At 71.9% G+C, this 26247-nt stretch carries 24 protein-coding genes and 2 tRNA genes; 13 read left to right on the forward strand and 13 right to left on the reverse strand.

The features are described 5' to 3' along the window. Positions 1 to 195: 195 nt before the first annotated feature. The 6 genes from AB9M23_RS16550 to AB9M23_RS16575 form a co-directional block, all read right to left on the reverse strand. On the reverse strand, positions 196 to 786 hold the full coding sequence (locus tag AB9M23_RS16550; protein WP_372425675.1) for an HK97 family phage prohead protease: 591 nt from the start codon (positions 784 to 786) through the stop codon (positions 196 to 198). After that, the gene (locus AB9M23_RS16555; protein WP_372425676.1) at positions 783 to 920 is read right to left on the reverse strand and encodes a hypothetical protein; all 138 of its coding nucleotides are present in this window, start codon (positions 918 to 920) and stop codon (positions 783 to 785) included. The genes AB9M23_RS16550 and AB9M23_RS16555 overlap by 4 nt, the downstream gene beginning before the upstream one ends. Further along, entirely contained in the window at positions 917 to 1159 is a 243-nt protein-coding gene (locus tag AB9M23_RS16560) for a hypothetical protein (protein WP_372425677.1), read from the reverse strand. Before AB9M23_RS16560 ends, AB9M23_RS16555 begins: the two co-directional genes overlap by 4 nt. Further along, positions 1156 to 2316: a phage portal protein gene (locus AB9M23_RS16565; protein ID WP_372425678.1), complete on the reverse strand. Its 1161-nt coding sequence runs from the start codon at positions 2314 to 2316 to the stop codon at positions 1156 to 1158. The genes AB9M23_RS16560 and AB9M23_RS16565 overlap by 4 nt, the downstream gene beginning before the upstream one ends. A gap of 200 nt (positions 2317 to 2516) precedes the next feature. Then, positions 2517 to 3854, reverse strand: coding sequence for a DNA-packaging protein (locus tag AB9M23_RS16570; protein ID WP_443726254.1), 1338 nt, complete (start codon positions 3852 to 3854; stop codon positions 2517 to 2519). Next, positions 3802 to 4176, reverse strand: a complete 375-nt coding sequence (locus AB9M23_RS16575; RefSeq protein WP_372425679.1) for a hypothetical protein — start codon at positions 4174 to 4176, stop codon at positions 3802 to 3804. The genes AB9M23_RS16570 and AB9M23_RS16575 overlap by 53 nt, the downstream gene beginning before the upstream one ends. 493 nt (positions 4177 to 4669) lie before the next feature. Between AB9M23_RS16575 and AB9M23_RS16580 the strand changes: the two genes are divergently transcribed. Then, positions 4670 to 5416 (forward strand): Crp/Fnr family transcriptional regulator, encoded by a 747-nt coding sequence (locus AB9M23_RS16580; RefSeq protein ID WP_372425680.1) that lies wholly within the window; start codon positions 4670 to 4672, stop codon positions 5414 to 5416. 10 nt (positions 5417 to 5426) lie between these two features. On the opposite strand, the gene AB9M23_RS16585 is transcribed toward AB9M23_RS16580, so the two are convergent. Both AB9M23_RS16585 and AB9M23_RS16590 read right to left on the reverse strand, forming a co-directional pair. Further along, complete coding sequence (locus tag AB9M23_RS16585; protein ID WP_372425682.1) at positions 5427 to 6323, reverse strand: extensin-like domain-containing protein; 897 nt, start codon at positions 6321 to 6323, stop codon at positions 5427 to 5429. Positions 6324 to 6520: 197 nt separating this feature from the next. Next, positions 6521 to 6901 (reverse strand): DUF2852 domain-containing protein, encoded by a 381-nt coding sequence (locus AB9M23_RS16590; protein WP_372425683.1) that lies wholly within the window; start codon positions 6899 to 6901, stop codon positions 6521 to 6523. A gap of 194 nt (positions 6902 to 7095) precedes the next feature. Between AB9M23_RS16590 and AB9M23_RS16595 the strand changes: the two genes are divergently transcribed. The 7 genes from AB9M23_RS16595 (at position 7096) to AB9M23_RS16625 (ending at position 14009) form a co-directional block, all read left to right on the forward strand. Continuing rightward, positions 7096 to 8358 carry an amidase gene (locus AB9M23_RS16595; protein ID WP_372425684.1) on the forward strand — a complete coding sequence of 421 codons (1263 nt, stop codon included), beginning with the start codon at positions 7096 to 7098 and terminating at the stop codon, positions 8356 to 8358. A gap of 425 nt (positions 8359 to 8783) precedes the next feature. Next, the gene (locus AB9M23_RS16600) at positions 8784 to 9695 is read left to right on the forward strand and encodes an MBL fold metallo-hydrolase (protein ID WP_372425685.1); all 912 of its coding nucleotides are present in this window, start codon (positions 8784 to 8786) and stop codon (positions 9693 to 9695) included. Positions 9696 to 9768: 73 nt separating this feature from the next. Next, entirely contained in the window at positions 9769 to 10473 is a 705-nt protein-coding gene (locus AB9M23_RS16605; RefSeq protein ID WP_372425686.1) for an XRE family transcriptional regulator, read from the forward strand. 1 nt (position 10474) lies between these two features. Continuing rightward, positions 10475 to 11104: an RES family NAD+ phosphorylase gene (locus AB9M23_RS16610; protein WP_372425687.1), complete on the forward strand. Its 630-nt coding sequence runs from the start codon at positions 10475 to 10477 to the stop codon at positions 11102 to 11104. An 84-nt stretch (positions 11105 to 11188) separates the two neighbouring features. Beyond that, complete coding sequence (locus AB9M23_RS16615) at positions 11189 to 12370, forward strand: GNAT family N-acetyltransferase (RefSeq protein ID WP_372425769.1); 1182 nt, start codon at positions 11189 to 11191, stop codon at positions 12368 to 12370. Positions 12371 to 12450: 80 nt separating this feature from the next. Beyond that, on the forward strand, positions 12451 to 12876 hold the full coding sequence (locus AB9M23_RS16620) for an HIT family protein (RefSeq protein ID WP_372425688.1): 426 nt from the start codon (positions 12451 to 12453) through the stop codon (positions 12874 to 12876). Positions 12877 to 12998: 122 nt separating this feature from the next. Then, the gene (locus tag AB9M23_RS16625; protein WP_372425689.1) at positions 12999 to 14009 is read left to right on the forward strand and encodes a hypothetical protein; all 1011 of its coding nucleotides are present in this window, start codon (positions 12999 to 13001) and stop codon (positions 14007 to 14009) included. Positions 14010 to 14092: 83 nt separating this feature from the next. Here AB9M23_RS16625 and AB9M23_RS16630 read toward each other — a convergent pair whose 3' ends face one another. The 4 genes from AB9M23_RS16630 to AB9M23_RS16645 form a co-directional block, all read right to left on the reverse strand. Further along, a complete protein-coding gene (locus AB9M23_RS16630; RefSeq protein WP_372425690.1) occupies positions 14093 to 14920 on the reverse strand; it encodes a hypothetical protein in 828 nt (275 codons plus the stop codon). Continuing rightward, on the reverse strand, positions 14917 to 17391 hold the full coding sequence (gene clpA, locus AB9M23_RS16635; RefSeq protein ID WP_372425691.1) for an ATP-dependent Clp protease ATP-binding subunit ClpA: 2475 nt from the start codon (positions 17389 to 17391) through the stop codon (positions 14917 to 14919). The genes AB9M23_RS16630 and clpA overlap by 4 nt, the downstream gene beginning before the upstream one ends. A gap of 32 nt (positions 17392 to 17423) precedes the next feature. Beyond that, complete coding sequence (gene clpS / locus AB9M23_RS16640) at positions 17424 to 17843, reverse strand: ATP-dependent Clp protease adapter ClpS (protein WP_372425692.1); 420 nt, start codon at positions 17841 to 17843, stop codon at positions 17424 to 17426. A 193-nt stretch (positions 17844 to 18036) separates the two neighbouring features. Further along, positions 18037 to 18423, reverse strand: a complete 387-nt coding sequence (locus AB9M23_RS16645) for a DUF2267 domain-containing protein (RefSeq protein ID WP_372425694.1) — start codon at positions 18421 to 18423, stop codon at positions 18037 to 18039. Between the two features lie 220 nt (positions 18424 to 18643). Here AB9M23_RS16645 and AB9M23_RS16650 point away from each other — a divergent pair, with 220 nt between their 5' ends. Together AB9M23_RS16650 and AB9M23_RS16655 are read left to right on the forward strand one after the other, a co-directional pair. After that, positions 18644 to 18823 carry a CsbD family protein gene (locus tag AB9M23_RS16650; RefSeq protein ID WP_372425695.1) on the forward strand — a complete coding sequence of 60 codons (180 nt, stop codon included), beginning with the start codon at positions 18644 to 18646 and terminating at the stop codon, positions 18821 to 18823. Between the two features lie 108 nt (positions 18824 to 18931). Next, complete coding sequence (locus tag AB9M23_RS16655; RefSeq protein ID WP_372425696.1) at positions 18932 to 20548, forward strand: helicase HerA-like domain-containing protein; 1617 nt, start codon at positions 18932 to 18934, stop codon at positions 20546 to 20548. An 81-nt stretch (positions 20549 to 20629) separates the two neighbouring features. Here the strand turns inward: AB9M23_RS16655 and AB9M23_RS16660 are convergent. Beyond that, positions 20630 to 20706, reverse strand: a tRNA-Pro gene (locus tag AB9M23_RS16660). A gap of 167 nt (positions 20707 to 20873) precedes the next feature. Between AB9M23_RS16660 and AB9M23_RS16665 the strand changes: the two genes are divergently transcribed. The 3 genes from AB9M23_RS16665 (at position 20874) to ppsA (ending at position 26211) form a co-directional block, all read left to right on the forward strand. Beyond that, positions 20874 to 20948, forward strand: a tRNA-Gln gene (locus AB9M23_RS16665). Between the two features lie 362 nt (positions 20949 to 21310). Continuing rightward, a complete protein-coding gene (locus AB9M23_RS16670) occupies positions 21311 to 23824 on the forward strand; it encodes a glycoside hydrolase family 65 protein (protein WP_372425697.1) in 2514 nt (837 codons plus the stop codon). Next, positions 23821 to 26211 carry a phosphoenolpyruvate synthase gene (gene ppsA / locus AB9M23_RS16675; RefSeq protein ID WP_372425698.1) on the forward strand — a complete coding sequence of 797 codons (2391 nt, stop codon included), beginning with the start codon at positions 23821 to 23823 and terminating at the stop codon, positions 26209 to 26211. The genes AB9M23_RS16670 and ppsA overlap by 4 nt, the downstream gene beginning before the upstream one ends. Positions 26212 to 26247 lie beyond the last annotated feature (36 nt).

The following is a 26247-nucleotide window of genomic DNA, read 5'->3' on the forward strand; positions in this document are numbered from 1 at the left end:
CCAACCCTGATCTGTCAACCATTCATCCGGTCAGATCTGTCAACCTTTTATCAGCTGGACAGGCGGCGAAGCCGACGAGACGGAGGGGGTGCGCCGACAGGCGCTTCGGCGACAGCCGAAATTCCACGCGCCCCCCGCGGGACCCCGCCCCTGGCTCGCTGCGCTCGCCGTCCCCGCCCCGATGGGGCGGGAGCGTCACGCCGCCGCGGGGGCGTGGCCGGGGAAGAGCTTCTTCGCGGCGCGGCGGATCGCCTGCGCCAGCGTCGGCGGGGCGCCCTTCACCGCCGCCACCCGCGCGGCGGGGAGCATGGGGAAGGTGACGATCGAGATCTCCCACAGGTCGACCTCGTGCAGGAGCCGCCGGCGGGTCCCCCGGTCGGCGGCGGCCTTGGTCACCCGGTAGCCGATCGAGAGCCCGTCGATCGCGCCCTCGCGCATCAGCGCGTGGATCTCCCGCGCGCGGCCGACCGCGAGGTTGAGGCGCCCGCGCACGCGCAGCCCGCGGGCATCCTCCTCGAGCTTCAGCCAGCCGCCGATCGGCTCGCCGGGGTCGTGCTGCCAGAGCATGCGCACGCCCCGCGCACCGCGGGTCGCGAGGCTCTTGCGGAACGCGCCCGGCTGGACCACGTCGCGGGCGAGGTCGGTCACGCCGAAGAGGCTGGCGTAGCCCTCGAAGATCCCGCTCTCGTCGACGATGTCGGGCTTGGCGGGCAGCAGCTTCGTCTCCGGCGCGCCGCGCCCGGCCCCCTTCGCGGCCGCGTCGTTCACGAAGGCGAGCGCCGTCATCGCCCGGCCTCCCCCGTGGCCCGCCCCGCCGCCGCGAGGCGGGCCAGCGTGAGCACGAAGGCGCGCATCGTCGCCTGCGCCGGATCGGGCGGCGGCGCGGTGCGGCGCACCAGGGTCTTCAGGATCCTCGTCATCGGTCGTCTCCCGAGAAACGGCGGTTGAAACGGGCGAGTTCGCGCACGAAGGCGTCGAAGCGCCGGCTCGCCGAGGCGGATTCACGCAGCAGCATCAGCGCGAAGAGGGAGGCGGCGAGCGCCCAGGCGAGGAGCGCGAGATGCGCGAGGTCGCCGCGCTCGGCGACCGCCGCGAGCAGTCGCTGGAGCAGGTCCGCGACGCCGGTCGCGGGCGGGGGCGTGCCGGCCGCGCCGCTCACGACCCGCCCCGCCCGTAGCCGACGGCCTCGCGCTTCTCCTCGTCGGTGAGGAACGTCGCCGCCGACACCCGCCGCCACAGCGATTCCCGCTCCTCGGAGAGCGCCTCGATGGCGTCGAGATCGGGCTCGAGCACGAGGTCGGCGCCGAAGCCGGGCGACAGCCACGAGGCCAGCGCCTGCGCCGTGCGCTTGGCGAGCGGGATGACGGTCTGGCGGTAGAAGGCGCGGTTGGCCTCCGCGTAGTTCGAGTGCGTCGCGTCGCCCGGCAGGCCGAGCAGCAGCGGCGGCACGCCGAAGGCGAGCGCGATCTCGCGCGCCGCCGCGGCCTTGGCCTCGACGAAGTCCATCTCCTTGGGCGAGAGCGCGAGCGGCTTCCAGTCGAGCCCGCCCTCGAGCAGCATCGGCCGCCCGGCGTTGCGCGCGCCCTGGTATGTCTCCTCGAGCTCCGCCTTGAGCTTGGTGAAGATCGCGTCCGACACGTTGGCGTCCCCGCTGAAGACGAGGGCGCCCGAGGGCCGCGCCGCGTTGTCGAGGAGCGCCTTGTTCCAGGCCGAGGCCGCGTTGTGGATGTCGAGCGCCCCCGCCGCCGCCTCCATCGGCGAGAGGCCGTAATGGTCGTCGGTCGGGTGGAAGAAGCTGAGGTGCAGGATCGGCGCGATCCCCTCCGCGTCTCGCGCGAACCGCACCGTGCGCCCCCCGACCTGGTATTCCCAGGCGATCGGCCAGCCGTCCGCCCCGGGCACGACCCGCATCCGGTCCGGCCTCAGCGCGTAGAGTTCACGCGGGGTGCCGTCGATCGCGGCGACCTCGACATAGGCGTTGCCGGACACGAGCAGGTGGCCGTAGACGCTCTCGAGCAGGCGCCCGCCCTCCTCGCGCGGGTTGGGCCGGCGCAGGAGGTCGACGAGCGGATGCGCCCGCCGCTCCCGCCCGCCCTCGACGAGGGTCAGCGGCAGCGACGCCGCCGCCTCGGCGAGGAGCCGCACGCAGCGATGCACGACGGCGTTCCTCTGGTAGCCCTCGCGGGCGAAGGCGGCGTAGTCCCGCGGCGTCCAGACCGGCCGCCCGCCGTGATAGAACGCCACCGCCGCCCCGGCGCGCGACGCCTTCCGCCCCGGCGCGGCGAGCCGCGCCAGGGCCTGGATGAGCGCTTTCATGAGGACATCTCCTTCTCCCCTCTCCCGGATGGGAGAGGGGCCGGGGGTGAGGGAATTCGGCCCGAGCAGTCGCTCTCCTTCCCTGTAGGGGAAGGACAGGGCTCGCAGGCGCTGTCCGTGCACTTCCTCGACACGGCCTCGTCGAGAACCGCGAGGGCGCGACAGACGTGCGCATCGTCCACCCCCTCGGGGAGAGGGGATCACACGATCCGCACCCGCGGGCTCGCGGGCTTCGGGCCGAGCGCCAAGTGCGTGATCGCCCAGACCAGCGCGTCGAGCCGGTCGGGCGAGCGCCCGCCGCTCAGGCCCTCCGGCCCGAAGTCCGCCATCTCGTCCTCGAGCGCGGGAAACGCGCCGGCATGTCGAACGCGGCCCTGCGCGTAGAGCACGGCCACGGGCTCGGCGCGCATGTGCTTGCCGCGGGTCGCGCGCACCGAGACGACGGCGCAGCCCGGGTCGACCTCGCGGATCACGGCGGCGGCCATCTCGCCGCCCTGGTTCACCTCGACGACGAGGGCGTCCGCCTCGAGCCGCCGGTAGAGCATCGTGGCGCGCGAAGCCCAGGCCTCGGGCCGCATGCCCTCCCCGCTCTCGTCGGCGAGGACGTGGCACACGCCCTGCGCGTCGATTCCGGCCGCGACGATGCCGCAGGCGTCCGCGCCCTTTCGGGACGTCGCCGGCGGATCGACCGCCACCGCGATGCGCCGCAGCGCCGGAGCGCGCTCCTCCCGCGCGGTCTCGATCCCGTCGCGGGTCCACAGGGCGTCGGCGCGATCCTCGATCAGCTCGCCGTCGAGCTCCTGGCGCCCGAGCCGTGTGCCCGCGTAGCGGTCGACCACCGCCTGCAGGAAGGACGGCGCCAGGTTCGCCCGGTTCGCTTCCGTCGCGGCCCGGCTGAGTGCCACGCGCGGATCGCCGACGAGGCGGCGCACGAGGGGGATCGTGCGCGGCGTCGTCGTCACCACCTCACGCGGCCGCTCGCCGAGCCGCAGCCCGAACTGCAATTGGTCCCAGGTCGCGTCAGCGTGGCGCCACTTGCCGAGCTCGTCCGCCCAGGCCGCCTCGAACTGCGGCCCGCGCAGCGCCTCCGGATCCTCCGCGGAGAAGGCGAGCGCCACCGCGCCCGTCGAGGGCCACTCGAGCCGCCGGCGCGTCGCCGTCCAGATCGGGCGCTCGCGCTTGGGGTGGATGGCGAGCAGGCCGGACGGCCCGTCGATCATCACGTCGCGGACGTCGGCGAACGTCTCCCCCACGAGCGCGATCTTGCCGATGCGGCGGCGCGTCAGCCACGGTGCGCCGAGCACCATGCCGCGGACCCATTCCGCGCCGGTGCGCGTCTTGCCCGCGCCACGCCCGCCGAGCACGAGCCAGATCGTCCAGTCCGACCCGTCCCGCGCCGCCGCCGGCGGCAGCTGGTCCTCCCGCGCGGCGAGCGCCCAGGCCGGCGCGCCCCGACTCCCCTCCACGTAGCGCCGCAGCCGCGCGCTATACCGCGTCCAGATCGCCTCGCGCTCCGCCGGGCTCGTGCAGGCGCTCAACCTCCCCCGCAACGAGATCAGCCAAGCGAGATGGCGCTCCGGCGGCCAGCGCCGCCGCGTCGTCTCCCGCGTGGCCGCCGTCGCACCCGTCGTCATCCTCGTCCTCCCCGCCGGGGGCGCCGAGCGCCCGCTCGAGCGCCACGAGCTCCTTCAGGCAACGGGTGAGGTCTCCCACCGTGCGGGCCGTGGTCTTCGGGTCGTGGCGCTCCTCGGAGCACGCGAAGGCGTCGAGCCGCTCCTCGACGAACCGGCGCAGGCCCGCCGCGAGGCGGGCCGCATCCGGCCCGCCGGCACACGCCGCCGTGCCGCTCTCCGCAGCCATCGGTTGATCCTCGGTTGCGGACGGCGAAACGAATCACCCGCTCGTCCAGGCGCGCGCTCGCCGGCCGGGTGCCCGCATGAAAAAAGCGCCCCGGTTGTATCCGAGGCGCCTGCGGCACCGGTCGAAAGATGGCGAACGCATTGATCGACCGTGCTCAATTCATAGCTGTTCAACGTCACGCTGTCAAGCACGATTCGTCGAACCTGGGGACGTTTCCGCCACCGACGGATGTCGACCCTGGCGGGACGCAGCTCCCTCCGGCAGAATGGAGACAGCTTCGGAAATTTTGCATAGAAAGAGGCGGTATACATCCGGTAATAGTCGTCTAGATGACAGACGCGCTTGCAAATCTGGTTGTGACTGACGGAGGGTCCACCCGCCGCGCGGTCATGGGGTGACGCAAGGCGATGGCTGAGACGACCGCCAGAACGAGGGGGGCGGGCGCTGCGCCGGTATCGGCGCATCGTCCGGACAATTCCGAGGACACGAACCGATGCGCTCCGTATTGCGGCTCCGCGACGACGAGAACAGGCTCCTGAAGGCCCTTCCACCCGAGGATTTCGAGCTCCTCAGGCCGCATTTGACGCCCGCGGCGCTGTTGCGCGGCGACGTGCTGTTCGATGCCTTGGACACGATCGAGCACGTCTACTTCCCGCAGAGCGGGGTGGTCTCGCTCGTCACCCTGATGCGCGACGGCTCCAGCGTCGAGGCCGGCACGATCGGCCGCGAGGGCGCGGTGGGCCTGATCACGGGCTCGGGCACCCGCCAGGCGGCGACGCGCGGCGTCGTCCAGATCCCCGGCCGCGCCCGCCGCATCGAGGTGGCGCGCTACCGCGCCGCGCTCGAGCGCAGCGCGGCCCTGCGCGACCTCGTCGACCGCTACACCGAGGCGCTCCTCTCGCAGGTCCTCCAGACGGTCGCGTGCAACGCACTCCACTCGGTCGAGCAGCGCTTCTGCCGCTGGCTCCTCACCTGCCGCGACCGCACCGGCTCGGACGTCATCCCCCTCACGCAGGAGGCGGTGGCAGAGATGCTCGGCGTCCAGCGCACCACCGTCACCGCGGCCGCGCGGGCGCTGCAGAACCAGGGCCTGATCCGCTACCGCCGTGGCCTCATCGAATGCGTCGACCTGCCCGGCCTGCACGAGACCTCGTGCGAGTGCTACGACGTGGTCCGTGCGCGCTTCCAGCAGCTCCTGCCGCTCACCTACCAGGATCCGCCGGGCGAGCCGCGCGAGTGACGCCGGCGCGTCAGTAGACCCCGCCGACGGGAGCCGGGGGGACGAGCGGCGCGCCGAGCGCGCCCGTCACCCGCGCGCCGAGCGGCGGCAGGCTCGGCAGCCCGGGCGTCGGCGCGGGGGACATGGCGGGCGTCGATGCGCGGGACGCATCCGGCCCGAACGCGGGCGACTGCCCGCCGAAGCTCGCCCCGATCAGCGGCTGCGGATCGCCCAGGCGCGACTCGAACTCGATCTGCGGCCGGCAGTAGCGCCGCTCCCCGCGTGCGTCGTGGCGCGCGAGATCGAGATGGAAATGGTCCTCGTGCATGCCGTCCGAGCCGGGGCCGAGCACGGTCGTGAAGCGCTCGCACGCGCCGACGAAGGCCTCGCGCAAGAAGCCGCGCTCCTCCGGCGCGCCGCGCCAGCCGTCGCGCACGGTGATCCGGCGCCCGTCCGCGAGCGTGAAGGACATCACGTCGACGGCGTTGCCGAAGGCGTGCTCCGAGAGCCGCGCGCCGGGCCGGTGGTTGCGGGTGCGGCAGGCATAAGAGCCGGAATCGATCTCCACCACGGGCGCGCCGAGATAGACGAGCGCCGCCGGCTGGACGATCTCGGAGAGCCAGCGCTCGGTGGCCGCCGTCACCGGGCAGCCGAGCGTCGCCTCCTGCTTCAGGCGCACCTGCCCGTCCAGCAGCGCGGTGATCTCGAAGGGCTTGTCGATGCCGCAGGTGCCGGGGCCGTCGAGGCGCGGGCGCTGGGACATGTAGGCCGTCGGGCGAACGTCCTGGCGGGCGAGGCAGGCGACCTCGGCCTGCGAACGCCAAGGCTCTCGCTCTTCGACCTCGAACCACCCGCAGCCCGAGAGCGCCACGGAGAGCGCGAGAGCGAGGGAGGCGGCGAGGAGACCTGTCGATACGCGACGCGACATTCCCCGAGAATGCCGCCGATCGCGTTAAGGGCGTGTTGAGCACGCCCGGCCTCCGCCGCCCCGATTCGAGACGCGCGGAGGAGACGCGCGGAGGAGGCGCGCGGAGGAGGCGCGCGGAGGAGGCGCGCGGAGGAGGCGCGCGGAGGAGGCGCGCGGAGGAGGCGCGCGCCGGGGTCGCCCTTCGCGCGCGGCGCGGCTCAGGCGCCGTTCGCCTCGCGGCGCTCGGCCATGAAGCGGTCGAAGCTCTCGCGGTCGCGGGTGCGCTTGAGCTCGTCGAGGAAGCGCGCGAATTCCCGCTGCTCCTCGTCGAGCCGGCGCCGCTCCTCCTCCAGGCGGGCGAGCTGCTCGCGCTTGTAGGCGTCGAACGCCTCGTTGCCCGTGCCGCCGACGGTGAAGTCGAAGCGCGCGTCGAAGGACGGCCAGTCGAAGGCGCCCGCGTCCCGGAGCTTCCACAGCTTCCAGGCGAGGAAGGCGACGCCGATCGGCCAGTACACCGCGAGGCCGGCGACGATCGCCACGATCTCCCACGTCTTGAAGCGACGCAGCAGATCCGAGGCGTTGAAGGTGCTGGCGTTCATGTCGATCTCCAGGAGTGAACGACCCTTCACATAGGCACGCCGCGCGCGGCGTTGAAGAGCCGTGCCGACGGATTCGGCACGCCCCGCGGGCGGATGCGGGCGACGCGCCCCATCCGATCGTGCGCTCCCGCGCGAGCGCGGGCGGGCGCCCGCGTGCTAGGCTTCCCGGACACGAGACCGGGAACCGTCGCCACATGCTCTCCGCCCTCGCCCTCCTGCGCCGGATCGACGCCGGCGACCTCTCCCCGCAGGGCGTCCTCGACCTCTGCCGGGCGGCGATCGCCGCGCACGAGCCCGAGATCGGCGCCCTCGTCCATCTCGACGACGCGGCGCGCGCCGGAACGCGCGCCGGCCCCCTCGCCGGCATCCCGCTCGGGGTGAAGGACATCATCGACGTCGCGGGCCTGCCCACCGGCATGGGCTCGCCGCTCTACGACGGCAACGTCGCGCGCGCCGACGCGGCCGTCGTCGCCATGGCCCGGCGCGCCGGCGCCATCCCGCTGGCCAAGACCACGACGACGCCCTTCGCCTATCTCGACCCGACGGCCACGCGAAACCCGGCGGCGCCCGGCTGCACGCCCGGCGGCTCGTCCTCCGGCTCCGCCGCCGCGGTCGCGGCCGGCATGCTGCCGCTCGCGCTCGGCACGCAGACCGGCGGCTCGGTGATCCGCCCCGCCGCCTTCTGCGGCACCGCCGCGATCAAGCCCTCGGCCCGGCTGCTGCCGACCGTCGGCGTCAAGTGCTTCTCGTGGACGCTCGACACGGTCGGCGTCTTCGGCGCGACCGTGGCCGACGTCGCCCACGCGCTGGCCGCCCTCGCGCGCCGCCCGGGGCTCGCGCTGCCCGGCGGCGATCCGCTCACGACCTTCACGGGCCTGCGGCTGGGCGTCCTCACCCAGGACTTCGCCGGCGACCCGGAGCCCGAGGCCGCCGCCGCGCTCGACGAGGCCGCCCGCGCCGCCGAGCGGGCCGGGGCGCGCGTGGTTCGTCTCCAGGCGCCGCCGCTCTGGGCCGAGGCCTGGCGGCTCCACGGCACGATCCAGGACTTCGAGGCGGCCCAGGCGCTCGCCTTCGAATGGGACGCCCATCGTGACGCCCTGCCCCCGCTCCTGCGCGGCCTCCTCGACGAGGCGCAGTCGGTCGACGCCCCGAGCTACGACGAGGCCCGCCGCACGGTCCACCGCGCCCGGGAGGCCGGCCGCGCGCTCTTCGCCGAGGTCGACGCGATCCTCACCCCCGCCGCGCCCGGCCCGGCGCCGCGGGGGCTCGGCGCGACGGGATCGTCGGCCTTCAACCGGCTGTGGACGCTCACGGGCGACCCCTGCGTCGCCGTCCCCGGCTGCCGGACGGCCGACGGGCGTCCCGTGGGCGTGCAGACGATCTCGCGCTTCGGGCGCGACGAGAAGGCGCTCGCGGCGGGATCTTTCGTCGCCGCGGCGCTCGCCGCGCGGCGATGAACCGATGTGGAGAATTTGCCGCGATTTCAGCTATTTCAATGCTTTAACCGATTATTAACCAGGATCCGGCGAGGCTGCCCGCGACAAAGCGCGCGGCGATGCTTGCGGTACGCCGGTTGCCTGCTAAATTGTCTGCGGTCCCTCGGCAGGGAGGATGTGTCATGAGCCGCTACGCGAAGCTTCATCTGGTACCGAAGTTGAACATCGCGGTCTTCTGTGCCGCGCTCGTGTTCGTGGGCGCCATCGTCGTCGGAGCCATCTGAGACCCCCGCGCCGGCATGCAGGCGCGGCAACGACTACAAGAGGTCATCCCCACCAGTTTCGCCGCCGCCGGCTCCCGCCGGCGGCGGTTTCGCGTCGAGGGCGGCCCGGCTCGCCGTGCCGCTCCCGAGATCCCGCGAACCGCGCCGTCACCGGAGCCCCCGATGAGCGAGACCCCGCGCTTCGACACGACGTTCGACCAGCCGGCCGGCGCCTGCGTGCGGGTCTCCCCGCTCGTACGCCGCATCGTCGCCGGCAATGCCGGGCCGGTGACCTTCACCGGCACCTGCACCTACGTGGTCGGCACCGGCGAGGTCGCGGTCGTCGACCCCGGCCCGGACGACCCCGCCCACCGCGCGGCGCTCCTCGCGGCGACGAAGGGCGAGCGGATCGCGGCGATCCTCGTCACACACACCCACCGGGACCATTCGCCGGGCGCCACCCCGCTGCGGGAGATCACCGGCGCGCCCGTCGTCGGCTGCGCGCCCCACCGCAATTCCCGCGACCTCGCCGCCGGCGAGGTCGACACGATGGAGACCGCCGGGGATCGCGCCTACGCCCCCGACCGCGTGCTCGCCGACGGCGAGCGGATCGCGGGACCCGGCTGGTCGCTCGAGGCCGTGGCGACGCCGGGCCACACCGCGAACCACCTCGCCTTCGCGCTCGCCGAGGAGAAGGCGCTGTTCTCCGGCGACCACGTGATGGCCTGGTCGACCACCTTCATCGGCCCTCCGGACGGGGCGATGGGCCCCTACATGGCCTCGCTGTCGAAGCTGCTCGCCCGCGACGAGACGATCTACTGGCCCGGCCACGGCGGTCCCGTCACCGAGCCCGGGCGCTTCGTGCGCGCCATCATCGGCCATCGCCGGCTGCGCGAGGAGTCGATCCTCGGCCGCCTTCGCGCCGGCGACGACACGATCCACGCCGTCGTCGAGACCGTCTACCGCGGCCTCGCTCCCGCCCTGAAGCCCGCCGCGGCGCTGAACGTGCTCGCCCACCTGGAGGACCTCCACGCCCGCGGCCTCGCCCAGCGCACCGGACCGCCGGGGCTGGAGAGCCGGTGGTCGGCGGCGTGAGGCGGGTGATGCGTCCCTGACGAACTTGACAAATGCCGTAATGCGCTGCAGCTTCTCGGCTGGAGGCGGAGCCATGGCGAGATCCACCAAGCCACGCGAAACCGCGCGCCGAACGAAGTCCGGCGAGCGCGCCGGCTCGGGCGAATGGCGGGTGATCGGCCCGCGCGGGCGCGCGCTGCTCGTCGGACCGGAGACGACGATCGGCGAGGTCGCCGATCGGCTGCGCGAGATGAAGTCCGAGGGCGCACCTGCGCGGACGATCGCGTTCCGCGTCGCTCCCGCGGCTGCCGAACGGCCGGGCGAGCGCGCATCCTCCTCGCTGCGGGCTCGTGCGGAAGTCGCAGCCGCAGAGGGAGGCCCCGCCCCGTCTCGCACCATCCAGGAAGCGCTCGCCCGCGCCCGAGAGCGCGGCTCTGCCTTCGCGGCCCGAACGCTCGATCAGGAGGACATGCTCGGCGGCGACGCGCTCGCCCGTCGCCTCGCCGTCTCGCGCGAGACCGTGAACGTCTGGCGCCAGCGCCGGCGCCTGCTCGCCCTGGAAGGCGCCAAGCGGGGCTACCGGTACCCGGCCTGGCAGATCGGCGCGAACGGCAAGCCGTGGCCCGCGCTTCCGCGCCTCTTCGCCATTCTCGGGGACGACCCCTGGACCGTCCATCGCTTCCTGGTCCAGCCGCACGGCGCCCTCGGCGGGCTGACCGGCCGCGACGCGCTGACGACCGGGCGCGACGCGGAAGCGCTTCGTGCGGCCGAGAGCATGGCCGCCGGGGATTTCGCCTGAGGTGGCCGGAGTCCTGCCACCGGCGTCATTCGCGTCCTCCCGGCTCGAACTCGGCAGCGTCCGAGCGGGATCCCGCTGGAAGCGCATATCGTGGCGCGCCTTCACCGATCCGCTCGGCTTCGGCCATGCGCCGAGCCGCTTCGGCGATCCGCGCACGGATAGGCCCGAGGCGGAGCGCTACGCGGTGGTGTATCTCGGCACCTCGACGAGCGTCTGCTTTCTCGAGGCGGTCCTTCGCGATCGCGCTGTCGGCACATTCGACGGCTTCGCGCTCGGCATGACCGAGCTCGCGGACCGCACGATCGCGACGATCGAGGTACGGCGCGACCTCAACGTCCTCGATCTGACGGGGGATGGGATCATCCGAGCGGGAATACCCACAGACGCCGTTCGCGCCTCCGACCAGACGCTCGGCCGCGCGTGGGCGCTCGCAATCCACGAGCACGCCGCGAAGGCCGATGGTATCCTCTACGACTCGCGGCTGAACGGCGAACGCAATCTCGCCGTCTTCCAACGCAGCATAGAAAGTGGTCTGGCGGTCGTGGAGAGACGCCCGCTGCTGGACGATCCGGAGATGATCATGGTGCTGGACCGGTTCGCCGTCGCAATCTGCGATACACCGACTCGGTGAGCACGTCCCGACCCCGCGCCTCGATCCCCGTTGCCCGAACGCGCGCCGCGCCTATCTCCAAAGCCGAACGGGCGGGAGGAACCCCTGTCGGATCTCGTCGTCAAGATCGCCGGACGGATCGCCGCCGTTCCGGCCGCCGAGTGGGACGCCTGCGCGCTCGGCCCGCAGGCGGCGGCGCTCGGCGTCGATCCGCACTGCCCGTTCGTCGCGCACGCCTTCCTGGCGGCGCTGGAGGAGTCCGGCTGCGTCGGCGCGCGCACCGGCTGGGCGCCCGCGCACGTGCTCGTGGAGGACGCGGCCGGGCGGCTGGTCGCCTGCGCGCCCGCCTACCTCAAGACCCACAGCCAGGGCGAGTATGTCTTCGACCACGCCTGGGCGGACGCCTACGAGCGCGCAGGCGGACGCTACTACCCCAAGCTCCAGGTCAGCGTCCCCTTCACGCCGGCGACCGGCCCCCGCCTCCTGGTGCGTCCGGGCGAGCGCGCGGAGGAGGCGGGGGCGACGCTCGTGGCCGGGCTGAAGGCCCTGCGCGCCCAGGCGAACGCCTCCTCGATCCACCTCACCTTCCTGCCGAAGGCGCAGAGCGAACGGCTCGCCGGCGAGGGCTTCCTGCAGCGCATCGACCAGCAGTTCCACTGGCTGAACGACGGCTACGCGAGCTTCGACGCCTTCCTCGAGACGCTCGCCTCGCGCAAGCGCAAGACCATACGGCGCGAGCGCCGCGACGCGCTCGCGCCCGGCATCGAGATCGACTGGGTGCGCGGCGCCGAGATCGGCGAGGCGCACTGGGACGCCTTCCACGAGTTCTACGTCGACACCGGCTCGCGCAAGTGGGGGCGGCCGTACCTGAACCGCCGCTTCTTCTCCCTCGTTGGCGAGCGGCTCGGCGAGCGGGTGCTCCTGATCCTCGCGCGCCGGAACGGCCGCCACGTCGCCGGCGCGATCAACTTCATCGGCGACGAGACGCTCTACGGGCGCAACTGGGGCTGCGTGGAGGATCACCCCTTCCTGCATTTCGAAGTGTGCTACTACCAGGCCATCGACTTCGCCATCGCTCACGGCCTGAAGCGCGTCGAGGCCGGTGCGCAGGGCGAGCACAAGCTGCTGCGCGGCTATCGCCCGGTCGCGACGCACAGCGCGCACCTCATCGCCGACCGCGGCCTGGAGCGGGCGGTGGCGCACTACCTGGAAGGGGAACGGGCCTACGTGGAAGACGTCGGCGCCGTGCTCGAGGCCGCACTCCCCTTCAAGCGGACCGGGGATTGAGCGATCGCACCGCCGACGGCTTGACCGCCGCCCGGCCCCGTCGTCTCCTCGCCCGGCGCCACCGACGCAGGAGACCCGTCATGCCCGATACCGCCTACGACCCGAGCAACGTGTTCGCCAAGATCCTGCGCGGCGAGATGCCGGCGCACCGGGTCTTCGAGGACGAGGCGACGCTGGCCTTCATGGACATCATGCCCCGCGGCGACGGGCACGTCCTGGTCATCCCCAAGACGCCCTGCCGCAACCTGCTCGACGCGCCGCCCGAGGCGCTCGCCGCGGTGATGGAGACGGCGCAGCGCGTGGCCCGCGCGGCGATGAAGGCGCTCGGGGCGGACGGCGTCACCGTGCAGCAGTTCAACGAGAGCGCGGGCGGGCAGGTGGTCTTCCATCTCCACGTCCACGTGATCCCCCGGTTCGAGGGCACGCCGCTGCGCCCCCACACCGGGGCGATGGCCGACGGCGCGACTCTCGCGGAGACAGCTGCGCGCATCTCGTCACGGTTATGATCAACGCCATATATAATACATGTTTATTATATTGATGGCGCTTTTTGAATTGATAGTTGACGCCACGAGACTCGAATAGTATGGTGCCTCCAATCGGAGCAATGAGAGGTATCGCTATGTCTATGGACTTCTCCTTCAGCCGCCTGGCCGGCGCCGACGCCTCGCTCAACCGTGCCGAGCTCGACGCCGGCCTCCGCCGCATGGCCGGGGCCGACGGGGCCTTCGACCGGGGCGAGTTCCTCGCGACGTTCGGCAAGCTCGGCGTGTCCGAGGAAACGGCGGGCAGCATCTTCGACAACGTCGCCTCGGGTGGGTCCCTTTCCGTCGATACGCTCACCGACACTTGGCTCGGTTTCGCCGGCGCGGACGGAGAGCTGAGCGAACGGGAGTTCGAGGCGGGCATCGAATCGCTCGCCGCGGACGCCGAGGAGATCTGCTTCGATACCGCCGCCGGCGCCGACGAGATCATGAACCGTGGCGAGTTCCGCGCCATCGCCAACCGCGCCGGCATCACGGACGAGGCTGCGATCGACGATGTCTTCGACCGTGTCGCGGGGGCCGACGGCGAGATGAGCAGCGCCGAGTTCGGCAACGAGGAGAACGGCTTCGGCTCGACGAAGCTGTCGCCCGAGGCGTTCCGTGAACGCTTCGACGCCCTCGCCTCCCCCCGTGACATCGACTTCGGCCGGGACGCCGGCGCCGACGAGGTGATGGACCGTGACGAGTTCCGCGCCATCGCCGACCGGGCGGGCATCACGGACCAGGCGGCGATCGACGATGTCTTCGATCGCCTGGCCGGAGCGGACGAACGGCTGAACCTCGACGAGTTCACCAACGAGGAGAACGGCTTCGGACGCACCACGATGTCGACCGAGACGTTCGCGGAGCGCTTCGGGGAGCTCGCGCGCGGCGGGGCGTTCGACTTCTCCGCGGTCGCCGGCGCCGACGAGGTGGTCACCTTCGACGAATTCCAGGCCGGCCTGCGCGACCTCGGCATCGGAGGCCTGTCCTCCCGCACGGTCGAGAGCTTCTTCCAGCGGCTCGCCGGCGCCGACATGCGGATGAACGCGGCCGAGGCCCGCAGCATCGACGGGCTGAGTCGCTCGCAGCTCGAGGACATGATCCGCGGCTGACGGCCCCCCGACCGATGCGGGATCTCCGGGCGGGAGCGTGGCGCTTCCGCCCGTTCGGCGTCAGCGCCGCCTCGTGCCGGGATTCAGCTCAGCGCGTCCCAGGCCTGACGCAACCCTTCCACCACGTCGTCGATCGTCAGCCCGAACAAGGCGAGGCCCGCCACGAGGGCCCAGTAGAGCGCAACCAGGATTACCGGCACGAGCACCCAGCCGAGGATCTCCTCGAACAGGTGCCGACGCCGGCGCCGCTCCCAGCGCTGCTCCTTGGCCGTGCGCGGCGCGGGGCGCATCGTGCCACGCCGGCGCTCGCGCGGTCTCGGCGGCGCCTCGGCCCGCCGACGGCTCGGCTGCGGCTGCGCCTCCACCTCCGGCTGCGCCGTGGCCGCCCCGCGTGGCCTCAGGAAAGTCGGCAGGCGTGCCGTGAGGCCGGACGGCGGTGCGTCGTGGGTCGCGAGGGCCGCGTCGTCCCCGCGCGCCGGCGCGCGCGGCGTCCGCCGGTCCTGCGGATCGAGCACCGGGGCCGGAGCGGCGTTCTCGCGCGCCACGGGCCGCGGACGCGCGGGCTCGGAAGCCGGCTGCGCCGCCCCCGCCCGGGGAGCGGGCGCCGGCCGCGTCTCGACCGGCGGCACTGCGGGTCGGTCCGGCCGCGGCTGCACGAAGGCCGCCGGAGGCGGTACGGCGCCGCCTTCCGGCATGGGCGACGCCGGCGCGAACCCGGACGTCGGGCCATGGCCGTCGACCACGTGCGCATGCGCCTCGATGATGTCGGGATCGAGCGGCCCCTGCCCCGCCGCCTCCGGTCGCCCGCGGGGCGGGCCGAGGTCGGGCGCGAGGTCGGCCACGGCCGGGTCGTTTCGCAACGAGGCGGCGCGCAGCCGCGCCACCGCCTCGTCGAGATCGCGTTGCGTCATGCGCGCACCAGCGGCACCTTCGGTACGGTGCGCACGCCGCCGCCGCCGTTGCCGCCGCCGTCGGAGCCGTCACCCGGCTTCTTCGGCGTGGGCTTCTTGGCGGTGCGCGGCTTGCGCCTGGCCTTCTTGGGCGGATCGGTCGGCTTCTCGAGCTTCACCTTGGCGGGCTTCTCCGGCGCGGAGGTGAAGGCGAAGCCGAGCTTGTCGAGCCCGTCGACGTCCTTCTCGACGATGACCTCCACCGAGCCACCGTCCTTCAGGCGCCCGAACAGGACCTCGTCGGCGAGCGGCGTCTTGATCGAGGACTGGATCAGTCGGCCCATGGGCCGCGCACCCATGGTCTCGTCGTAGCCGTGCTCCACGAGCCAGTCGCGGGCCGCGTCCGACAGCGAGATCCCGACGTTGCGGTCGGCGAGCTGCGCCTCGAGCTGGAGGACGAACTTGTCCACCACCTTGGCGATGACCTCGCGCGGCAGGTTGCCGAAGGAGATGATCGCGTCGAGCCGGTTCCTGAACTCGGGGGCGAACAGCTTGTTGATCGCCTCCTGGTCGTCCCCCACCCGCTTCTGGCGGGTGAACCCGAAGGCGGCCTTGGCGAGGTCCGCCGCGCCCGCGTTCGTGGTCATGATCAGGATCACGTTGCGGAAGTCGACGTGCTTGCCGTTGTGGTCCGTCAGCTTCCCGTGATCCATGATCTGGAGCAGGATGTTGAACAGATCCGGATGCGCCTTCTCGATCTCGTCGAGCAGCAGCACGCAATGCGGATGCTGGTCGACGCCGTCGGTGAGGAGCCCGCCCTGGTCGAAGCCGACGTAGCCCGGAGGCGCGCCGATCAGGCGGCTCACCGTGTGGCGCTCCATGTATTCCGACATGTCGAAGCGCAGGAGCTCGACGCCCAGAGACTTCGAGAGCTGGCGCGCCACCTCCGTCTTGCCGACGCCGGTGGGGCCGGCGAACAGGTAGTTGCCGATCGGCTTCTCCGGCTCGCGCAGGCCCGCGCGGGCGAGCTTGATCGCCGAGGTGAGCGCTCCGATCGCCGCGTCCTGGCCGTAGACCACGGTCTTGAGCCCGGTCTCGAGGTTGGCGAGCACCTCGGCGTCGTCCTTCGAGACGGTCTTGGGCGGGATGCGCGCCATCGAGGCGATCGTGGTCTCGATCTCCTTCACGCCGATCGTCTTCTTGCGCTTCGACTCCGCCAGCAGCATCTGCGAGGCGCCCGTCTCGTCGATCACGTCGATCGCCTTGTCGGGCAGCTTGCGGTCGTGGATGTAGCGGGCCGAGAGTTCCACCGCCGCCTTGATCGCGTCGTTCGAGTAGCGCAGCTTGTGGAACGTCTCGTAGTAGGGCTTGAGGCCCTTGACGATCTCGATCGTGTCCGCCACCGACGGCTCGTTGACGTCGATCTTCTGGAAGCGGCGCACCAGCGCGCGGTCCTTCTCGAAGTACTGGCGGTACTCCTTGTAGGTCGTCGAGCCGATGCAGCGCAGGGAGCCGGCGGCAAGCGCGGGCTTGAGGAGGTTCGAGGCGTCCATCGCCCCGCCCGAGGTCGCACCGGCGCCGATCACCGTGTGGATCTCGTCGATGAACATGATCGCCTTGGGATGGTTCTCGATCTCCTTGACGACCTGCTTGAGGCGCTCCTCGAAGTCGCCGCGGTAGCGCGTGCCCGCCAGCAGCGCGCCCATGTCGAGGGCGAACACGGTGGCGTCGGCGAGCACGTCGGGCACCTTGCCCTCGTTGATCTTGCGCGCCAGCCCCTCCGCGATCGCGGTCTTGCCGACGCCGGGATCGCCGACGAGGAGCGGGTTGTTCTTCTGGCGGCGGCAGAGCACCTGGATGGTGCGCTGCACCTCGCCCTCGCGCCCTATCAAGGGATCGATCTTGCCCTCGCGCGCCTTCTTGTTGAGGTTCACGCAGTAGGCGTCCAAGGCGTCGCCCTTCTTCTTGCCGCGCGTGTCGCCCTCGTCCCCGGAGGGGCGTTCGCCGCTCTCCTCCTCCGCCCCGCGGGGCGGACGCGCCTCGGTGGCGCCGGGGCGCTTGGCGATCCCGTGCGAGATGTAGTTGACGGCATCGTAGCGCGTCATGTCCTGCTCCTGCAGGAAGTACGCGGCGTGGCTCTCGCGCTCGGCGAAGATCGCGACGAGCACGTTCGCCCCAGTCACCTCCTCGCGGCCCGAGGACTGGACGTGGATGACCGCGCGCTGGATCACGCGCTGGAACCCGGCGGTCGGCTTGGCGTCCGCCCGGTGATCGGCGACGAGGTTCGCCAGCTCGTTGTCGACGTACTCGACGAGGTTTCGCCTGAGCGCCTCGATGTCGACGTTGCACGCCCGCATCACGGCGGCCGCGTCCTGATCGTCCACCAGCGCGAGGAGGAGATGCTCCAGCGTCGCGTATTCGTGGCGCCTCTCGCCGGCGAGGGCGAGAGCCCGGTGGAGGGCTTGTTCGAGAGAGCGAGAAAAGCTCGGCAAGGCTGGCCTCTACGAGTTCGTGAGGGAAAGGCTCACTTCTTCTCCATGACGCATTGCAGCGGATGCTGGTGCTTGCGGGCGAAATCCATCACCTGCGTCACCTTGGTCTCCGCCACCTCGTAGGTGAAGACGCCGCATTCCCCCACGCCGTTGTGATGGACGTGCAGCATGATGCGCGTGGCGTCCTCTCGCGACTTGTGGAAGAACCGCTCGAGGACGTGGATGACGAACTCCATCGGCGTGTAGTCGTCGTTCAACAACAGCACGCGATACAAATTCGGTTTCTTCGTGCGCGGCTTCGTACGCGTGATGATCGCCGTGCCCGAACGGCCCCCGCCGTTGCCGCCGCCCCCGTCGTCGGGGTCGGAAGCGACGATCGGCTGCCCGACGCCGGGCGGCCCGCCTCGCGGCCCGCCACCCACGCTTCCCCTTTCGAAGTCCCACCGAACCATGACAGCCGGGTCATCCATTCTCTTGCTGGACCGGACGCCCCGCTCGGGCGACGCGCCCGAGGTCGATGAAAGCGCGTTCGAGCATCAATGTATAGTCCCCCCCGCCGGTTCGCCAGGGGCGGGGCCTCGCATCCGTGTCGCACGCGACGGGCATCCCACGGATGCACCGCCGGCGACGGGCCGGGCGCCCGTCTCAGACGAACTGCTGCAGCCCGGGGATCGATCCCACGATCGGCCCGAGCGTGTCCTCCCCCACCTTCTCGCGGCCGTAGGCGAACAGCTCGCGGCCGAGCGGCTGCATCTGGCCCATGTCGACGCCGATCTGCATCAGCTTCCCGCCGAGCTGCATCACGCCGCCGCCCATCATCCCGCCGATCGAGCCCATCAGCCCGCCGGCGCCGGAGGCCTCCTCGCCGTCGGCCATCGCCTGCTCCGCTGCGGGCATCGCCGCGATGAGCGCGTTCACCTCCGCCGGCGGCCCCTCCTTGCGCAGGAAGGCGAGGATGATGCCCACCGCCTTGCGGGCGGTCTCGGGATCGAGGCCCGTCTTCTCGGTGATGCGGGCGATCAGGTCGTCCATGGTCGTCGTCTCCGTGTCTTCGCCCGCCTCGGCGCGGGCTCGTCTCTTCCAAACCGAGTCGGGGAGACATGGGTCGCAGAGCCGTCCCCGAAGCGCAAGGCCCGCTCCGACGCCCGCAGGGCGCCTCGCTCCCCGGAACGGAACTCCGGGTCGCCCGGCGGGTTCGCTCGACGACGGGCATCGCCTCGCACGGGGCACGCCCAAATCCAGGGAGACGCACATGGCCATCGATCACGATCGCACCGAAGGCTCCGCCAAGAACATGGCCGGCAAGGCGAAGGAAGCCGTCGGCAAGGTCACCGGAGACCAGAAGACGCAGGCGGAGGGCCGCGCGCAGCAGGCCGAGGGCAAGGCCCAGAACACGGTCGGCGGCATCAAGGACACGCTCCGGGGCAAGTGAGGCCCCACGGGTCCGGCCCGAGGCCTCGACGACATCGGACGGCCGGAGCGCGAGCCCCGGCCGTTTTCGTGCGCGTGCCACTGGCGGGAACGTCCCCGTCGCGCCAGAATGCCCGCCGTGGACGACGACACTCCCGGGGGCGACGTGGGCGAAGACGGCATCCTGATCGGCAAGAGCCGCCGCGAAGACGGGCGCGGCGAGGCGGGGCCCCTCCTCGAGCAGACGCTCCTCCTGCGCCGCGCCAACCGCCACGGCCTCGTCGCCGGCGCGACCGGCACCGGCAAGACGGTGACGCTGCAGACGCTCGCGGAGGGCTTCTCGAACGCGGGCGTCCCGGTCTTCGCAGCGGACGTCAAGGGCGACCTCTCCGGCGTCTCCCAGGCGGGCGATTCGAAGAAGCCGTTCGTCGACCGCGCCGCCGAGATCGGCGTTCCCTACGCGCCGGACGACTATCCGGTCGTGTTCTGGGATCTCTTCGGCGAGCGGGGCCACCCGATCCGCGCCACCGTCTCCGAGATCGGCCCGCTGCTGCTGTCGCGGCTCCTCGATCTCAACGACACGCAGGAGGGCATCCTCAACATCGCCTTCCGCCTCGCGGACGAAGAGGGGCTCCTCCTCCTCGACCTGAAGGACCTGCGTGCGCTGCTCGCCTTCGTCGCGCAGAACGCCAAGCAGCTCTCCGCCCTCTACGGCAACGTCTCGAGGGCGTCGGTCGGCGCGATCCAACGCCAGCTCCTGGTGCTCGAGAACCAGGGCGGCGAGGCCTTTCTCGGCGAGCCGGCGCTCGACATCCGCGATCTGATGCGCACCGACCGCACGGGGCGGGGCACGATCAACCTCCTGTGCGCCGAGCGGCTGATGGCGACGCCGCGGCTCTACGCCACGTTCCTGCTGTGGCTCCTGTCCGAGCTGTTCGAGACTCTCCCCGAGGTCGGCGACCCGGACAAGCCCGTGCTGGTGTTCTTCTTCGACGAGGCGCATCTCCTCTTCGACGACGCGCCGAAGGCGCTCCTCGACACGATCGAGCGCGTCGTGCGCCTCGTCCGCTCGAAGGGCGTGGGCGTCTACTTCGTCACCCAGAACCCGCTCGACCTGCCCGACGAGGTGCTCGGGCAGCTCGGCAACCGCGTCCAGCACGCGCTGCGCGCCTTCACCCCGCGCGACCAGCGCGCCGTGCGGGCCGCCGCCGAGACCTTCCGCCAGAACGAAGCCTTCGCGGTCGCCACCGCCATCACCGAGCTGCGCGTCGGCGAGGCGCTCGTCTCCACCCTCGACGCGAAGGGCGCGCCGAGCGTGGTCGAGCGCACCCTCGTCGCCCCGCCGATGGCTCGCGTCGGCCCGGCGACCGAAGCGGAGCGCGACCGGATCGTCCGCGCGAGCCCGCTCGCGGGCCGCTACGACACGCCGGTCGACCGCGAGAGCGCCTACGAAATTCTCGCCGCCCGCGCCGAGGAGGCGCTGCGCGAGCAGGAGATCCCCGAGGAGAAAGGGAACCTGCTCGACGCGCTCGGCGGCTTCTTCGGCGTCGGAGGGAACGCCGGCGGCGGACGCCGCGGGCGCCTCACCACCGGCCAGCGCGTCGCCCGCGAGGTCACCCGCACCGTCGTCGGCCGCGTCGCCGGCCAGGCAGCGGCGGACATCGGCCGCGCCATCGGCGGACGCACCGGCTCGACCGTCGGCCGGGCGATCGTGCGTGGGGTGCTGGGAGGGATGCTGCGCCGCTGATCGCGGTTCGCGCGATGCGTGACGTGGTCGGCGTCTCGAGGCCCAGCATCGCAGCGGGAGTGAGATCGCTCTCGGAGTGTTTGGTCGGAGTGGCAGGATTCGAACCTGCGACCCCCTCGTCCCGAACGAGGTGCGCTACCAGGCTGCGCTACACTCCGATCTCCTGGTGAGGACGGGGATATAGCGGGCGGGATCGCGGGGCGCAAGCGCTGTTTCGGCGTGTGCGGCACGTTTTCGGCAGGCCGGCGGGGCCTCGCCGAAACACGTTGCCTCGCGCGCACGAGCGCACTATGGTCCGCGACCGCCGCGGGTCCACCCGCCGCATTGGGGCGTCGCCAAGCGGTAAGGCAGCGGTTTTTGGTACCGCCATACGCAGGTTCGAATCCTGCCGCCCCAGCCAGCGCACCCCAGCCGGCGCGCCCCATCCCGCCAGCTCGCCGGCCAGCCCGCCCCGACCCCGAACGTATCCGGCCTCACTCTCGATGCGCGGGCGAACCCGGCCTCGCGCGCGCACGTCGGCACGTCGGCCGCGGCAGCCCGCACGGAGCGGCTGCCGGCGGCGAATGGGGCGAACGGGGCGATCGGTCCGCTGTCGGTCCTCCGTACCAACCCCGATCGGGTCCAGCCGGAGCTACAGGCGCGTTTCGCGCGCTATTGTGCCGCATCGTCCGACTCCGCCGCACACGGGCCGACCCGGGCTCGACGCGGCGGCACATCCAGGCAGGCCCCGCGGCTCGTCCCGGGGCGAGCGCGGGGAAGCGCATGCGCGGCGAGTGGACACTCGGATACGACGGCTTCGATCCCGGCGCCGAGGGCCTCCGGGAGGTCCTCTGCGCGCTCGGCAACGGGTATGTCGTCTCCCGCGCGGCGGCCGCGGACGCCCGCGCGGACGACGTGCACTATCCCGGCACGTACCTCGCGGGCGGCTACGACCGGCTGACGACCCGGGTCGGCGACCGGGACGTCGAGAACGAGGACCTCGTCAACCTGCCGAACTGGCTGCCGCTGCACCTGCGCGCCGAGGACGGACCCTGGCTCCACGCGGGGGAGTACGAGCGGCTCGACTATGGCCAGGAACTCTCCCTGAAGGACGGGCTCCTGCGGCGCGGGTTCCGGATGCGCGACGCGGGCGGACGGATCACGCGCTGGCAGGAGGAGCGGCTCGTCTCCATGGACGATCCGCACCTGTGCGCGCTCGCGGTGACGCTGACGCCGGAGAACTGGTCCGGCCGCCTCGGCCTGCGCGCGGGCGTCGACGGGGGCGTGGTCAATCGGGGCGTGAAGCGCTACCGCGCCCTCGACGGGCGCCACCTCGCCGCGCCCGAGACCACCTGCGGCGAGGACGGCGTCGTCGCGCTGCGCACCCGCTTCGTCCAGGCGCGCCGCGAGGTGGCGCTCGCCCAGCGCCTCGCCGTCGAGACGCACGGCGCACGCATCCTCTCCGACCGCAAGGAGGCGCTCGCGGCATCCGCCTGGCAGGAGCTCGAGATCGAAGCCGAGGCCGGTCGCTCCGTGCGCGTCGAGAAGATCGCCGCCTACTTCAACGCGCACGACCACGCCGTCGCGGAACCCCTGCACGAGGCCTGCCGCAGCGTCGCCCGGGTCGCGTCCTTCGAGGTCGCCCGGGAGGCACACGCGCGTGCCTGGCGGCATCTCTGGGACCAGGCGGACATCCGCGTCGAGAGCCCCCAGAACGGCGGCGCGCAGCTGAAGCTGAGGCTGCACGTCTTCCACCTGCTGCAGACGGCCTCCCCGCATTCGGTCGATCTCGACGTCGGCGTCCCGCCGCGGGGCTGGCACGGCGAGGCCTACCGCGGCCACATCATGTGGGACGAGCTGTTCATCTTCCCGTTCCTGACGCTGCGGCTGCCGGTGCTGACCCGGGCGCTGCTGCGCTACCGCTGGCGGCGCCTCGGCGAGGCGCGCCGCGCGGCGCGCGCCGAGGGCCTCGCCGGCGCGATGTTCCCCTGGATGAGCGGCTCGAACGGGCGTGAGGAAACGCAGACCGTCCACCTCAACCCGATGTCCGGCCGCTGGCTGCCGGACAACTCCTATCGCCAGCGCCACATCGGCGCGGCGGTCGCCTACAATGTCTGGCAATACTACGAGGCGACGGACGATCGCGAGTTCCTGCGCGACTATGGCGCGGAGCTGTTCCTGGAGATCGCGCGCTTCTGGTCGAGCCTCGCCGAGCGGCGCGAGGACGGGCGGTTCTCCATTCGTGGGGTGATGGGCCCCGACGAGTTCCACGACGGCTACCCCGGCCGCGACGCCACCACGGAGGGCGGGCTCGACGACAACGCGTACACCAACTTCATCGTGGCCTGGCTCCTCACCCGCGCGAGCGACGTGCTCGACCTGCTGCCGGACGACAACCGGAGGCGCCTGTGCGAGACGCTCGCGATCTCGCCCGAGGAGATCGCCCGCTGGGACGCGATCTCACGGGGCCTCGTCATTCCCTTCCACGACGGGGTGATCTCGCAGTTCGACGGCTACGGGGCGCTGAAGGAGTTCGACTGGGCCGGCTACCGGGCGCGCTGGCCGAGCCTCCAGCGGCTCGACCGCATCCTCGAGGCCGAGGGCGAGGACGCGAACGCCTACAAGGTCTCCAAGCAGGCCGACGTCCTGATGATCTTCTACCTGTTCAGCCGCGAGGAGATCCGCGAGATCCTCGACCGGCTGGGCTACGCCTTCTCCTCGGCGCAGATCCTCGACACGATCGACTACTACCTCGCGCGGGTCTCGCACGGCTCGACCCTGTCCTTCGTCACGCACGCCTGGGTGCTCGCCCGCTCCGACCGCAAGGCGTCCTGGCGGCTCGCGCTCGAGGCGCTCGATTCGGACATCGCCGACGTGCAGGGCGGCACGACCGAGGAGGGCATCCATCTGGGCGCCATGGCGGGCACCGTCGACCTGCTCCAGCGGTGCTACACGGGCATCCGCATGCGGGCGAGCACGCTCGTGCTCGACCCGCGCCTGCCCGAGGAGGTGACGCGGCTCGAGACGACGGTGCGCTTCCGCCGCCAGATCCTCGACCTTTCCATCACGCAGGACACGCTCACGGTGTCTAGCCGCACGATGTCGGCGCCGCCCGTCTCGATCGCCTATCGCGGGCATGCCCGCGAGATCAGCCCCGGCCAGAGCTTCACCTTCGGGCTCGTCCGGGAGAGCCGGCCCGACGTGGACGTGCCGGTCCGCGAAGCGCAGCAGGCCCGCGCCGTCGAAGGACGGGAGCCGGCCCCAGCCACGAACACGCCACAGGGAGACCCCGGATGAGCAAGGACAAGGAACTGGTGCTGCCCCTCTCGGACCTGACGAGAGGCGAGGGCGCGCTCGTCGGCGGCAAGAATTCCTCGCTGGGCGAGATGATCGGCAACCTCGCCGCGCAAGGCATCCGGGTGCCCGGGGGCTTCGCCACCACCGCCGCCGCCTACTGGCGCTACGTCGAGGCGAACGATCTCGGCCCGGTGATCACGGAGGCGATCGGCGGGCTGGAGAGCGACCTCTCGAACCTCCACGCCGTCGGCGAGCGGGTGCGGGGGCTGCTGCTCGAGGCCCATTTCCCGGACGACCTGCGCGACGCGGTCCTCGCCGCCTATGCCGAGATGGCGACGGACGGCAGGAAGGCGAAGGTCGCGGTGCGCTCCTCGGCCACCGCCGAGGACCTGCCCGAGGCGAGCTTCGCCGGGCAGCTCGAGACCTTCCTCAACATCGAGGGCAACAACGCGCTCCTCGACGCCTGCCGGCGCTGCTACGCCTCGCTCTTCACCGACCGGGCGATCGCCTATCGCGAGAACCACGGCTTCGACCACATGAAGGTCGCGCTTTCCGTCGGGGTCCAGCGCATGGTGCGCTCCGACATCGCCTCCTCCGGCGTGATGTTCTCGATCGACACCGAGACCGGCTTTCCCCGCTCCGTACTGATCACCGGCGCCTGGGGGCTCGGCGAGACCGTGGTGCAGGGCATCGTCGAGCCCGACGAGTTCCAGGTCTTCAAGCCGCTCCTGGAGACGCCGGGGCTGACCCCCATCGTCGAGAAGGCGCGCGGCGCCAAGAGCCGCAAGATGGTGTTCTCCGCGCCCGGCGCGCGGTTCCCCACGCGCACGGTCGACACGACGGAGGACGAGCGCCGGCGCTTCACGCTCGACGACGCGGAGGTGATGCAGCTCGCCCGCTGGGCGACCGCGATCGAGAAGCACTACGGCCAGCCCATGGACATGGAATGGGCCAAGGACGGCGAGACGGGCGAGCTCTTCATCGTCCAGGCGAGGCCCGAGACCGTGCAGTCGCGCCGCGAGGCGGGGCAGCTCAAGTCCTATGCGCTGAAGAGCAAGGGCAGGCTCCTGGTCGAGGGTCTCTCCGTCGGCGACGCCATCGGCGCGGGCCGCGTGTGCAAGCTCGACACGCCCGCGGACATCGAGAAGTTCGAGCCCGGCGCCGTGCTCGTCACCACCATGACGGACCCCGACTGGGTGCCGATCATGAAGAAGGCGGCGGCCATCGTCACCGATCACGGCGGACGCACGAGCCACGCCGCGATCGTCTCGCGCGAGCTGGGGCTCCCCGCCATCGTCGGCACGGAGATCGGCACGTCGGTGCTCGAGAACGGCATGGAGATCACGGTCTCCTGCGCGGAGGGCGACGTCGGCCGGGTCTACGAGGGCATCGCCGACTTCGCGGTGGAGGAGACCGACCTCTCCGAGATCCCCGCCACCAAGACCAAGGTGATGATCAACCTCGCCAACCCGTCCGCCGCCTTCCGCTGGTGGCGGCTGCCGACCGACGGCGTCGGGCTCGCGCGCATGGAGTTCATCGTCTCCAACCACATCAAGGTCCATCCCATGGCCTTGGTGCGCTACGACCAGCTGGAGGACAAGCAGGTCCGCCGCGAGATCGACGACCTCACCCGGGGCTACGCCTCCCGCGAGGAGTTCTTCGTCGACGTGCTCGCCCGCGGCGTCGCCCGCATCGCGGCCGCGCACTATCCGAAGCCCGTCGTGCTGCGCATGAGCGACTTCAAGACGAACGAGTACGCGGAGCTGCTCGGCGGCCGGGGGTTCGAGCCCGAGGAGGAGAACCCGATGATCGGCTGGCGCGGGGCGAGCCGGTACTACCACCCGGACTACCGCGAGGGCTTCGCCCTGGAATGCCGGGCGGTGAAGCGGGCCCGCGAGGTGATCGGCATGACCAACATCGTCATGATGATCCCCTTCTGCCGCACGCCCGAGGAGGCCGACAAGGTGCTCGACGAGATGGCGAGGAACGGCCTGCGCCGCGGCGAGAACGGGCTCGAGGTCTACGTCATGGCGGAGCTCCCCTCGAACGTGCGCCTCGCCCACCGCTTCGCCGAGCGCTTCGACGGGTTCTCCATCGGCTCGAACGACCTCACCCAGCTCGTGCTCGGCGTCGACCGCGACTCCGACCGCCTCGCCTCGCTCTTCGACGAGCGCCACGAGGCCGTGAAGAGCTTCATCAGCGATCTGCTCGTCGCGGCCAAGAAGAGCGGCACCCACACCGGCATCTGCGGCCAGGCCCCGAGCGACCACCCGGACTTCGCGCGCTTCCTCGTCGAGGAGGGCATCGACACGATCTCGGTGACGCCCGACACGTTCCTGCGGGTGAAGCGCGAGGTGGCCCAGGCGGAGGCGGATCTCGGCCGCTGACGGGCGCCGGGAGGCGTGCGGCGCGACCAGGGCGGC

The sequence above is a fragment of the Salinarimonas chemoclinalis genome (assembly GCF_041514305.1).
GTDB lineage: Bacteria > Pseudomonadota > Alphaproteobacteria > Rhizobiales > Beijerinckiaceae > Salinarimonas > Salinarimonas chemoclinalis.